This is a genomic window from Agarivorans sp. B2Z047 (assembly GCF_023373605.1).
GTDB lineage: Bacteria > Pseudomonadota > Gammaproteobacteria > Enterobacterales > Celerinatantimonadaceae > Agarivorans > Agarivorans albus.
The window spans coordinates 3,680,502-3,692,414 of sequence record NZ_CP088080.1 but is presented as its reverse complement, the minus strand read 5'-3'; the positions used below and the strand labels follow the sequence as shown (position 1 = coordinate 3,692,414).

Annotated in this window: 12 protein-coding genes; 7 read left to right on the top strand and 5 right to left on the bottom strand. The window is 44.2% G+C overall.

Annotated features, from left to right (window positions below; genetic code table 11):
* Positions 1-21: 21 nt before the first annotated feature.
* The 4 genes from LQZ07_RS16845 (at position 22) to LQZ07_RS16830 (ending at position 3,325) form a co-directional block, all read left to right on the top strand.
* On the top strand, positions 22-729 hold the full coding sequence (locus LQZ07_RS16845) for a hypothetical protein (protein WP_152781467.1): 708 nt from the start codon (positions 22-24) through the stop codon (positions 727-729).
* Entirely contained in the window at positions 707-1,138 is a 432-nt protein-coding gene (locus tag LQZ07_RS16840) for a VanZ family protein (RefSeq protein WP_152781465.1), read from the top strand. Before LQZ07_RS16845 ends, LQZ07_RS16840 begins: the two co-directional genes overlap by 23 nt.
* Positions 1,128-1,850 carry a tyrosine-protein phosphatase gene (locus LQZ07_RS16835; protein WP_152781464.1) on the top strand — a complete coding sequence of 241 codons (723 nt, stop codon included), beginning with the start codon at positions 1,128-1,130 and terminating at the stop codon, positions 1,848-1,850. The genes LQZ07_RS16840 and LQZ07_RS16835 overlap by 11 nt, the downstream gene beginning before the upstream one ends.
* 65 nt (positions 1,851-1,915) lie before the next feature.
* Positions 1,916-3,325 carry an O-antigen ligase gene (locus tag LQZ07_RS16830; RefSeq protein ID WP_152781462.1) on the top strand — a complete coding sequence of 470 codons (1,410 nt, stop codon included), beginning with the start codon at positions 1,916-1,918 and terminating at the stop codon, positions 3,323-3,325.
* Here LQZ07_RS16830 and LQZ07_RS16825 read toward each other — a convergent pair.
* The gene (locus LQZ07_RS16825) at positions 3,322-4,392 is read right to left on the bottom strand and encodes an acyltransferase (protein WP_152781460.1); all 1,071 of its coding nucleotides are present in this window, start codon (positions 4,390-4,392) and stop codon (positions 3,322-3,324) included. The genes LQZ07_RS16830 and LQZ07_RS16825 overlap by 4 nt on opposite strands.
* A gap of 78 nt (positions 4,393-4,470) precedes the next feature.
* Complete coding sequence (gene hutW, locus LQZ07_RS16820) at positions 4,471-5,835, bottom strand: heme anaerobic degradation radical SAM methyltransferase ChuW/HutW (protein ID WP_152781458.1); 1,365 nt, start codon at positions 5,833-5,835, stop codon at positions 4,471-4,473.
* A gap of 227 nt (positions 5,836-6,062) precedes the next feature.
* Between hutW and ushA the strand changes: the two genes are divergently transcribed.
* The 3 genes from ushA (at position 6,063) to LQZ07_RS16805 (ending at position 8,984) form a co-directional block, all read left to right on the top strand.
* On the top strand, positions 6,063-7,721 hold the full coding sequence (gene ushA, locus LQZ07_RS16815; protein WP_152781456.1) for a bifunctional UDP-sugar hydrolase/5'-nucleotidase UshA: 1,659 nt from the start codon (positions 6,063-6,065) through the stop codon (positions 7,719-7,721).
* A 456-nt stretch (positions 7,722-8,177) separates the two neighbouring features.
* A complete protein-coding gene (locus tag LQZ07_RS16810) occupies positions 8,178-8,543 on the top strand; it encodes a cupin domain-containing protein (RefSeq protein WP_152781454.1) in 366 nt (121 codons plus the stop codon).
* A gap of 57 nt (positions 8,544-8,600) precedes the next feature.
* Entirely contained in the window at positions 8,601-8,984 is a 384-nt protein-coding gene (locus LQZ07_RS16805; RefSeq protein WP_152781452.1) for an ester cyclase, read from the top strand.
* A 69-nt stretch (positions 8,985-9,053) separates the two neighbouring features.
* Here LQZ07_RS16805 and LQZ07_RS16800 read toward each other — a convergent pair whose 3' ends face one another.
* The 3 genes from LQZ07_RS16800 to LQZ07_RS16790 all read right to left on the bottom strand — a co-directional run bounded on the left by LQZ07_RS16800 (position 9,054) and on the right by LQZ07_RS16790 (position 11,910).
* Complete coding sequence (locus tag LQZ07_RS16800) at positions 9,054-10,220, bottom strand: DUF1624 domain-containing protein (protein WP_152781450.1); 1,167 nt, start codon at positions 10,218-10,220, stop codon at positions 9,054-9,056.
* A gap of 90 nt (positions 10,221-10,310) precedes the next feature.
* Positions 10,311-10,658, bottom strand: a complete 348-nt coding sequence (locus tag LQZ07_RS16795; RefSeq protein ID WP_152781448.1) for a DUF6153 family protein — start codon at positions 10,656-10,658, stop codon at positions 10,311-10,313.
* 241 nt (positions 10,659-10,899) lie between these two features.
* A complete protein-coding gene (locus tag LQZ07_RS16790; protein WP_016401791.1) occupies positions 10,900-11,910 on the bottom strand; it encodes a 2-hydroxyacid dehydrogenase in 1,011 nt (336 codons plus the stop codon).
* Positions 11,911-11,913: the final 3 nt, after the last annotated feature.

The following is an 11,913-nucleotide window of genomic DNA, read 5'->3' as shown; positions in this document are numbered from 1 at the left end:
ATGTGCGGGAGGGCATCCTTGATGAACCAAGTTAAGCATAAGTTGTTTTTATTTGGGCTATTAGGCACCGCTCTATGGGTGGCTGTTGTTGCAGTGCAATATGGTCTAGCCAATGCAAACAGCTATGCGGTTGGCGCTTGGCATCAACGTTGGCAGAAAGATCTTAATCAGCAACTCACACAAACTAATTTAGATGTAGCCGAACACGTCACTCGTGACATGCTCGCTTGGCAAGCCAATCACCCTCATTATCAGGTATTGGCTGCCAAACAAGTAGAGTGGAGTAACTTTTACAGCTTAGTTATTAGCCCCGATACTGCGAATAAGTCCCTGTTAAAAAAGCAGAACTTGCTTAAAGCTCAGCAGTTCTATTTACGTTCCGCTGAACTTAGGCCAACTTGGCCAAATACCTATGTTGATTTAGCTAAAAACGCTCTTTATCGCCAAGCCAGTAGCCAAGAGGCGATGGCGTATTTGGAGCTTGCCGCAAAGGTGGGCGAGAACGCCCCCGTTACTTTATTTGCCTATGTAGAGATTGGTTTAAGCTTGTGGCCCGAGCTAAGTATTGAGCAGCGTACAACGGTGGCTAAAGCCTTGCTTAAAATTGAACAGCACACCTTTATGCATAAAGGATTAAGCCAAGCAATGAAGCAACCGCAGTTTAAACAACGCGCCTGTGCTTTGTATTTGTTAGCCGGGATAGATTATGTCGCTTGTGCCAATACCTAAACAGCGATATTGGCGTATTGCTTGCTGCATTGTTGCGCTTTTGCTATTGCTGGCGAGTAGCTTAAAGAGCCTAGGCAACAATCGTGTGTTTTTTGTTGAGTTAGAAATTTTGTTGGGTGGCGATAGCGTGGTGCACTTTAGTGCTGCATTTATTGTTAGCACCTTGGTAATGATGGCTGTGAGTGACAAGTTGTACCGCTTAAAGCTAGTTAAGTTGCCATTGGTATTTGTAATGTTGTGCGTAGTGTTTGCGGTTGATGAAGGGCTGCAGTTGTTTTCTGCTCATCGACAGTTTTCCTGGGGCGACTTGGGCTTTAATTATGCAGGGTTAATTTGCGCGGGCGCTCTAGTTTGGCGCTTGCGACGACCACATGTATGGCAAGTAGCAGGAGAAGAAAATGTTCATTGATTTGCATTGTCATATATTGCCGGGTATTGATGACGGCGCACAGAATCTAAAGCAAGCCATTGCAATGGTAGAGATGGCAATAGCCAGCGGAACCAAAGTGATGGTGGCTACTCCACATATGCACCCAGGAATTTACAACAATAATCCAGCCACCATTGAAGCTGCTTATAACACGCTTAAACATGCAATCACTCAGCGCGAACTAGACATCGAGCTTCGCAGTGCAGCTGAGGTGCATTTGTGCCCAGAGGTGATGCTGTGGGCTCAAAAAGGTTTGCTGCCTTTTATTGGTGAGTATAAACATAAGTCTTTGTTGTTACTTGAGTTACCACATGGCAGTGTCCCTCAGGGAACAACCAGTTTAGTGCGCTGGCTACACAGCAACAATATTCAAGTCATGATTGCTCATCCAGAGCGTAACCATGGTATTTGGAAGAATCCTTACCAGCTCTCTCAGTTACTCAAATTAGGGTGTTTGTTTCAAGTGACTGCTGGTTCTTTTTTGGGGCACTTTCGCCAACAAGCACAGAACATAGCAGAGAGTTTACTTAAGGCTGATTCGATTCACATTGTAGCTAGTGATGCCCATGACTTGGAAAAACGTACCCCCGATTTACGTGAAGCCTTTGAACAGATAAGCCTACTAAGCAGTGAGCAGCACGCAAAACGTTTGCTATGGGATAACCCAGCGCAAATGCTAGGCAAACACTAACAAGCAGCAATTTAATCACAAGATTTTTCCGGGCTTTGCCCAGAGATGACAAGGAAGCGCCGACTATGCGAGTATCGACGGGAAGATTAGAAGCGATAATCTTTGCCAGCTTTATCTTTTTACTAGTTTGGTTACCCATCCCTTTAGGCAGTAATCGCCCTTGGGCATGGTCAATAATGGAATTGATCATTGCCTTACAAAGTATTGGCTTGGCTTACTGTTTTAGAGCAAAAATTCCTTGGCAGTATCTGCGTCCTGGCTGGTGGTTATTAGCAGCGTTGGCAATATTTCAATTTTTTACTTTGTTGCAATTAGTGCCGTTACCTGCCAGTTTACTGGCTTGGCTTGCACCGCAAAATGCTGAGTTGCGCGCCGTCGCTAGTTTGTCTGGCGAAGCCGTCAACGGCTTTGCACCGCTCTCGTTAGATCCAGAGCAAAGTAAAATTAGCTTATTAAAAGGTGTGAGTTATTTGCTGCTGGCAGTGAATACCTTGCTGCTAGTGAACCGCCCAGAACGTATTCGTGCAGTGTTAATTGCCATTGTGGTAAGTGGTACTTTTCAGGCCTTTTATGGGGCGATGTTGTTATTGACGAATGTTGATCAAAGCCCAGTTTTTGGCACCGATATTGGCCCAGTGGCGACCGGCTCTTACATCTATAAAAACCACTTTGCTAATTACTTGTTACTTAGTTTAATGATGGGCTTAGCACTGATTGTCGCCGACTTAAAACTAACGGGCGCAGAGACTTGGCAGGCTCGTCTCTCTGGTTTGCTAGAAGCTGCCCTAAGCCCCAAAATGCTGGTGCGCATGTGCATGATTATTATGGTTATCGGCTTGGTAATGTCGCGTTCACGCATGGGCAATAGTGCGTTTTTTGCAACCACTGTCATTGGCGGCATACTGGCGTTGTTGCTTTATAAGCAGCGACCCAAAAGCCTTACCATATTAATGGTGAGTATACTTATTATCGACATGTTGATTGTGAGTTCACTGTTTGGCTTAAGTAAGGTAAGAGAGCGTTTGAGCTCTACGGTATTGGTAGACGAAGGGCGTATTTATATCTTTGATTGGGCGTTGAATATGCTCAAAGATTTCCCGATTTGGGGCAGTGGTGCCGGCAGCTTTTATTCGGTGTTTCAAGCCTATTTACCTCAGCCTATCAGTGCTTTTTTCGACCATACTCATAACGACTATTTGCAGTTCGCAATTGAGTCGGGCTTGCCTGTTACTTTGCTTTTAGGAGCAGCGGTTTTATGGGTAGCCTATCGCTGCTTACGTACCTTGCGAAAACGTAACGACCCCTTAATGAAAGGCACTGCCTTAGGCTGCTTTATGGCCATTACCGCCATGCTAATACACATAAGTGTTGATTTTAACTTGCAAGCGCCCGCTAACGCAGCCACGTTTGTGGTGGTGTTAAGCCTCGCTCTAATTGCCAGCAAAATGCCTAAACAAGGCTATCAAGTGGTTTAGTTAGCGGCTTTATATTGACCGCTGGCTTTATCGCGAATTGACTTGCGTAAGCGCTCAACGGGTAGGTCGATACATTTGATAACCAATAGCGAAAGCACTACCAGTATTAGGCCTACCAGCAGCAAGGCCGCTGAACTGAAGTGTTGTTTAAATTTACTTACTTCGCCTAACAGCAGCACACTTGCGATGATGCTTGCTTGGTAATGAAGTAGGTAAATAGGGTAGGAAAAGTCGCCAACAAACTTATCGAAGCCAGCAGATATTTTGTTATGTAGGCTATGCCCCAAGGCTAAACTCAGTACTAGCATCGCACTAATTAGCATATTCGTATAAAACAGTATCTCAGCGGTAATTAAGTGCAAACCTTGATTAATTTGCCATGCGGTAAAACCAGAAATACTGACCATAACCAGCAGTATTAATGCTGGTTTTTTTAGTATAACTTGCCAGCTAATCGGCACTTTATTTTGCTGTACGACAAAATAGATAATGGCCCCAATGGAAAATGGCAATGAGCCTGCAGGAATGGAAAAGTAACGGGCATGCCAGTATAGGTCGCCGATGTAGCTAGCAACAACATACAGCATAGATAAGGCTAACCAAATAAGGCTGCGCTGCAAGGTTTTAGATATGCCCAAGCAAATGGCGCAATAGAAGAATATTTCTACGGTAAGTGCCCATGCCGCTGGAGATAAACGTGGCGTAATAGAGTGGGGTAGCCAACTTGGGTAAACCATGGTGAAGTTACCTAACAAACTAGCGGCATTGCTCGGTATCGCAATGGTTGAAAAGCCCGCTAGAGGAAAGTAGCGATCAAAGGCCAGCAGCAAAAGCAAACTTAACAGGCAAGCAAACCAATACCCCGGATAAAGGCGTAAAAATCGATTAAGGGCAAATCGCTTCTTGCCTGAAGCTTGATAACCGTAACGCTGCTGCATTACATAGGTCATCAAATATCCACTAAGAATGTAGAAGCCAAACACTGCAAAGCGACCGAAGTCGCTAAGCCAAAACAAGTGCCCAAATACTACCATTAATGCCCACAGTGTCCTTACCGTGCCAAACATATTGCTACTCGTAAAATGTTAGAACAAACAGCTTGGCAGCTTAAATGGTTAATAACAAGCTAGTAACAAATTAATAGTTTACTGGCCGTTAGATAAAGGATACATCTGCAAATACTGGGTCATGGCATTGGCTAAATTCACCGACCAAAATTGCCCCGCCATGGTTAATGCGGCTTGTTGGCCAGTTAAACTGACTAAACCATTTGTTTGCCAAGCTTTAAACAAGGGTTGGCAATGTTCAAAAAGCGTTCTTCCACGGGGAAGTTTATCTGCTTCAATCAGCCCCTGATCACAAGCACTGGTGATTGCTGCTTTTAGCTGGGCATTGTTAGCCGGCAAACTTAGCTGCTCAAAAGCCCAGTTATTCTCTGTTATGCCTGCGCGCCAAGTATCTATATCTCGAGTTTGCATTAAGGCGTAACCGTTGATGTTGCCACCGGCTCCTGCGCCAATCGGCAAAATTTCGGCTCCCTGTTTGGCTAAGGAGTTATAGCGGCTCTGTTCTTGTTCTCCATTTGCCCAATGGCAATAACTAAGCTGTCGGAAAGCGTTTTGGGCGAAGAACTGATGCCCTTGTTGGTACATTAACGCTTTGTCGCTGGTGCTCAATGGAACGGCTTCACGGCCCGCATCAATATTGCGTTGTAAGCCGCTGCCACCAAAGGTAAGCAATTGATATAAATCTACACCGTGCACGCCTGTATCTAATACATCTTGTAAGTCTTGTTGCCAGTTCTCTGGTGTTTGGTGGGGGAGACCATAGATAAGGTCTATCGCAATGGTCGCGCGATTACTGGCTGTTAGTTGGCTTAAGCGCTCTACAATGTAGTCTCGTTTATCAAGGCGTTTAGCAGCACGGCGAACTTTGGAGTTAAAGCTTTGTACACCAAAAGAAAAACGATTGAAACCACCGGCAAGTGCTGCCTCAAACTTGTTATCGTCAAAGCGATTTAATCTCCCCTCTAGGGTTACTTCACAGCTGTCGTTTAAGGGAAAATAACGATGAATAAGTTGCCCAAGCTGGTTAAGTTGCTCTGGACTTAAATCAGTGGGTGTTCCACCACCTACATAGACTGCATCAAAGCTTCTTGCTTGTGTCCAAGGGTAGCGAGATTTAGCAATCAGCTCTTGTTCCAACAGGGTAAAATAATCATCTATCATCTGTTGATTGCTGGCGTATTGGAAGAAGTTACAAAAGGTGCAACGAACTCGACAAAACGGAATGTGAATGTAAATAGCGCGAGGTAACTGACTCGCTTCGCTTTGGCTTAATTGCTTGCTTAGCATCTGGTGTGCTTGCTCGCCATTTAAAGACTCACGCTTGCCATGGTTTGCATGAGCGCCAGTTTTTTTGGTGAAGGCAAATTGTAATGGAGAAGGGCTGGCTTGGCCGGTTAATGCTTCGGGCAATTGCTTTGGTGGTGCGAGATCAATGGTAGACATGCTGTACTCAAATAACTATTTAACCTTAATGTAAATTATTATCATTTGCGTTTGTTTGATCTAAGCCAAGTTTACGTTTCTCATCTTTTAAATGTTTGTTATCAACACCTTTGGCTAAGATGCAAAATAAGGCCACTAATTAGGCATTTTAATGCTGGTTGTTATGCTTGTAAGTGATTGTTATTGAACTATGATTAGCCTACTAACCATCGAATCAAGGAAGAAAGATGAAGCCTTTCATTTATCGCGTATTTATTCCCTCTGTGTTGGCTGGCTTACTCGCAGCCTGTAGCTCTAGCCCTGAGCAAACTTGGCAAGTCGATCAAAGCTATAAAATCACCGTACTACATACTAACGATCATCATGGCCGTTTTTGGCACAACAAATATGGTGAATATGGCTTAGCTGCGCGGAAGACCTTAATTGATAGTATTCGAGAGGAAGTGGCCGCCGAAGGGGGCAGTGTGTTGTTGTTATCGGGTGGTGACATTAACACTGGCGTGCCTGAGTCAGATTTATTAGACGCCGAGCCAGACTTCAAAGGCATGAATATGTTGGGATACGATGCCATGGCGATAGGTAATCACGAGTTTGATAACAGCCTAGAAGTGTTAGCTAAGCAGCAACAGTGGGCTAACTTTCCATTCTTATCCGCCAACATCTATTCAAAATCCACTGGAGAGCGTAAGTTTCAAGCCTATCAAATGTTTGACTTGCAAGGCGTGAAAGTGGCGGTGATAGGTTTCACTACCGAAGACACCTATAAACTGGTACTGCCAGATACTGTTGCGGATTTAGCCTTTGAAGATCCTAAAGTAGAAGCTAAAAAAGTGATTGCCGAGATTAACCAGCAGCACCAACCCGACTTGGTGTTTGCGGTTACTCATATGGGCCACTATGCCAATGCTAAACATGGCGTTAATGCGCCGGGAGATGTAAGTTTAGCGCGCTCACTTAACGAAGGTGAGTTAGATTTAATTGTAGGTGGCCACTCGCAAGAGCCGGTGTGCATGGAAGGCCCTAACATGTACACCCAAACCTTTAAGCCAGGTGATGAATGTAAACCCGATCAACAAAATGGCACTTGGATCGTCCAAGCCTATGAATGGGGTAAATATGTAGGGCGCGCCGATTACACCTTTAAAAATGGCGAGTTTACTTTAGACAGCTACAAACTCATCCCGGTTAACTTAAAGAAAAAAATCAAAGTAGACGGAAAAAAACAGCGGGTGTTTGTACAAGAGGAAATTGCCCACAATCCCGAAGTACTGGCTTTGTTAACCCCTTACCAAGAACAAGGTCAAGCGCAGCTTAATGTTAAGATTGCTGAACTAAGCGGCCGCTTAGTGGGTGACCGCGACAAAGTACGCTTTGGCCAAACCAATCTAGGCCGATTAATTGCGTCTGCCCATAAAGAACGCGTAAATGCTGATTTTGCAGTCATGAACTCTGGTGGTGTTCGAGCCTCGATTGAGGCAGGGGATATAAGTTATAAAGACGTGCTTACCGTACAGCCTTTTTCTAACACTATTACCTATGTTGATATGAATGGTGCAGAAGTGATGGAGTACTTATCGATAGTTGCGGCTATGCCTGTGGATACCGGTGCTTACGCGCAATTTGCTGGCATTAGCATGAAAGTAATTGATGGCGAGGTGAGCGATGTAGTGATTGCAGGCAAACCTTTAGATGAAGCCAGTATGTACCGTTTCACGATCCCAAACTTTAATGCTACTGGCGGTGATGGTTATCCTAAAATCACTGACCATAGTGGCTTTGTTGATACTGGCTTTGTAGATGCCGAAGTGCTTAAGGCATACTTAGAGCAGCAAAGCCCAGTTAATGCCGCCGATTATGATGATAAAGGTGAGATTAGCTATCAGTAGTTGCACGATTTAAAAACAGCCTCTTTAAGAGGCTTTTTTTATTGGCTTTATTTGAGGATTAGTGGTTAGGGTCTGTTGATTTATGGTGTTGAAATTTTGTTCGAGATAAGCGGGCTTTAATCGCGGCGAGCACTTAGAAGCCTAGTGAGCTAAGCAAGAAGTGCTTAACAAAGAGTAAAGTTCGCTTACCCGAACCCTTCGGGCAGCATTTCTTAGCCATTTACTCAGCGTTAGCGAGTGATTATTAAGCCCACTTAACTGCTCACTCACTGCCTTGCCTAAATGGCTAATAAATTGCTGCAAAAACCATCCGCAAAGATCTACAGACCCTAGCTACACCCTCAATTAAATATTTGGTTTTGGTGGCTGTTATTCACTAAATGTTGATTGCGAAATTGTATTAGCTCGCTATCTTTTAGTTTATGTTCATTAAGTACTTAAATGTTAAGGATGCTAATGAAAACCACCGCGCAATACTGGAATGTATTAGCTACAAACAATGCTAATCAATGGGAAGAGATAGAGGGCAGTGATGGGCAGTTACATCAGCTTACCCTAGCCATAGATGACAGCACCGGTGACTATACACGCCTAACTCGCTTTAAAGCTGGAGCAAATACCCAAGCCTTTGGCGCTAAATCGCATACTTATCCTGAGGAGATCTACATTATCTCTGGCCGTTTGTATGACGCGGCGTTTGACCTGTGGTTAGAAGCTGGCCACTACGCTAGCCGTCCACCCGGCGAGGTTCATGGCCCATTTACGTGTGAGCAAGAGTGTTTGGTGTTAGAAGTGTCTTATCCAAGCCAAGCGTTAAGCTAATGCTGGCTGGTTTGTTCTACTATTAAGATAACATCACTTGATTGCTTGGGAGAAGATATGGGCAGCCAATTAAAGCAGAATAAAGCTAATGCCGTGGCATTTTATCAAATGGCTTATTTGGGTGAGCCAGCCAAAGCCGTAGAGATGTTTGTTGGTGACGAATACATTCAGCATAACCCTTTGGTTAAAAATGGCTTGCAAGGCTTTATAGACTACTTTGATGAAATGCAGCGCGACTATCCCAACAAACAAATTAAGTTCTTACGCTGTATCGCCGAAGGTGACATGGTGGCGTTACATACTCACCAAATTTGGCCGGGAAATGATCAATACGTCACCATGGATTTTTTCCGTTTTGATGAGAATGGCAAAATTGTAGAGCATTGGGACAGCATACAAGAAGTGCCAGAAGGCAGTGCTAATGGCAATAGTATGTTTTAATCAAAAAGGAGCTGCATTGGGTATAAAGCCGACTAAAAGTCGGCTTTATTGTTTATGGGAGCAGAAGAGTTAAAAGTACTTTATCCAAGCTTTGTTGCTACTGTGCTTATAGCGTGAGAACGTGCGAGTAGGCAGGTACAACACAACAGCTAATATCGCAGTTAATAACCATACTTGCCAAAGTGCGGCGAAGCCAAACAAACCGTCTACATTGGGACCAACGGTCCACATAACCAACTTATAACCAATGAGTAGCAGGTATAAGTGCAATAGGTAAAAGAACATCGGTGCCGAGCCATAAGTTTTGAGGCAATCGCTAAGCTTGTTTTGCCAGGTATCAAACAAAGCAAGCAAGGCCAAGGCAATACCTACAGTAAGCAGAATAAAGTGCAAAGACGGTGGGTATTTGGTGAAGTTTAAAAACGACATTATGGTTTCAATACCGTTGGCACCTGCTTGCCAAGGTAAGGTTTCTCCATAAATGTTAAACCCTCGTAGCAGAACAAGTAGTGATAACGCAGCGGCAGAAAAGCCAAATAGCACTTGTTTGCGCTTTTTCGATTCGACCTTAGCGCTGAATATTGGGCCTAAGGCGAACCCTAGCAAAATAACGCCAATCCAAGGCAATACTGGGTATGAAGCAAAAACACTGAAGGTATCGCTGCTGTAAAGCGGGCCTCGGTCATGCAAAATGGTCCATAAACTGTAGCCCCATTCATTAGATGAAAATTCAATTGCGGTTAGGGCATTGTGTCCAAAGACAATGGTTAAACCGAGTGCCGCAATCCAAAATCTCGGAAGTGGAGATGCCAGCGCTAAAGCAATCATGCTAATGCCTATCGCCCAAATAACTTGAAGGTAGAGTGCGTTGTAATTACCAAACCAAGAGAAGTTAACCAGCGTTACTTCAAGTAGCACCAAAAATAACCCACGCTTTAGCAGAAATTCTGCAGCAGAGCGTGGTGCTTTGTTATTTGGGTTAGCGTAAAGCCAGGCCGAAACCCCGGTTAAAAATACAAATATGGGAGCGCAAAAATGGGCCAAAATACGGGTGAAAAACAACTCTGTGTCGGTATCTTCAATGGTAATGGGATCGGTAATGCGATGCTGATAGTAAAAACGCTCGCGCATATGGTCGAGCAGCATCAGCAGCATGACTAAGCCACGCAGTATGTCGATAGATGCCAGTCTATTTGTTTTAGTCAGCTTAGGGCTTAATGTTTCAGATTTGTTCATTTATCTTTTCTGTTCACTAGCAAACAGCCAAAGCTACATATAGTGAAGTGTAGTTGGCAGTTTGGTTTATTTAAGTTTTTGATTGAGGCTCTAGGTTAAAGAGATGGTTGTTTTGTTTAATAATGTGGGCGGGGCGCGAATGGTTTGCTGTTGCTTAAATAAAGAATGAAAAGCACTAAATGGCGGCGCTACATAGGTAGTTGCAGCGGGAACAAAGCTAGTAGTAAAAAGTGTTGTTACAGCGGCTACCGCACATTGATGCAGCAGCGATTGTGATTGGCATTCACCATTTTGGTGTTGCTCTGTATCGGTGCTGGAATAATGCGAATGATGACCAGCTTCGTGTAGCGCTTCCGCGAACGAGATAAAGCTTGTTGCTTGGCCTAATAATATAGTCCAAATAACAATCAATATAGAGAATGATCGAAGCTTAGGCATTATTTTTAGATTAAAAAGTTACAAATTTTATTTTAGCGGGGCTTTGTACCAGAATGGGTGCGTTTAAGCAATGCGGTGGCTTACAACGACTACAACTTGGCCATGTGTATATATAGCGGAAAACGTAAAAGTGAGCGCACGGCAGGTTAAGATCTAGCTATTCCACTCAAAGTCTAAAAAGGCAGCATTTTTATGCTGCCTTTAGTTTATGGTTTGTATTGGTATTTCACCAAAATCTAGATTAGCTGTTGTCTACCACTTCAGCGGTTACTTCATTGCCGTTACGTTGCCCTTGGCTAAATGCATTAGCGTTTAGCAAGGTAGTATCAGCAATGCTTTGCAAGGCCTCTTGGGTTAAAAAGGCTTGGTGACCAGTAAAGATAACGTTGTGACAAGCTGACAAGCGGCGGAATACGTCATCCAAAATGACTTCGGCGGATAAATCTTCAAAGAACAATTCTTTCTCATGTTCATACACATCCAAAGCTAAGCCGCCTAATGTCCCATCTTTTAGTGCTTCAATACAGGCCGTGGAATCTACCAGTTTGCCGCGACTGGTATTAATCAGCAAAGTGCCTTTTTTCATCTGACTAAAGGCCGATTTACCAATTAAGTAAGTATTCTCAGGGGTAAGCGGGCAGTGCAAGGTAATAATGTTTGATTGCGCCAGTAGCTCTGCCATGCTTACGTACTCTATACCTAGCTCTTTGGCTGCGTCATTTGGGTAAGGGTCAAAAGCAATGACTCGGCAACCAAAACCCTTGAGTATGCGCGCGGTGGCTAAGCCGATTTTCCCGGTGCCTATTACTCCAGCGGTTTTACCAAAAATGTTCATGCCGGTTAAACCTTCTAACGAGAAGTTGGCATCGCGGGTGCGTTGGTAAGCTTTGTGAATACGGCGGTTTAAGGTCATCATCAACGCGATGGCATGTTCGGCCACTGCTTCCGGCGAGTAAGCCGGTACGCGTGAAACAGTAATGCCTAGTTGCTCTGCTTTGGCGAGATCAACATTGTTAAAGCCTGCACAACGTAACAGTATAAGTTGGATCCCGTGTTCGGCTAAGGCTTCTAAAGTTGCGGCAGACAAGTCGTCATTTACAAAGGCACATACCGCATCAGCGCCATGGGCTAAGCGGGCAGTTTTTGCCGAGAGGGCGGTATCGAAATACTCGATGCTAAAAGCTGAAGATGTATTTTGGGCATCAAAATGTTCGCGGTCGTAGCGCTTAGCGCTGAAAAAACTAATCTTCATAGC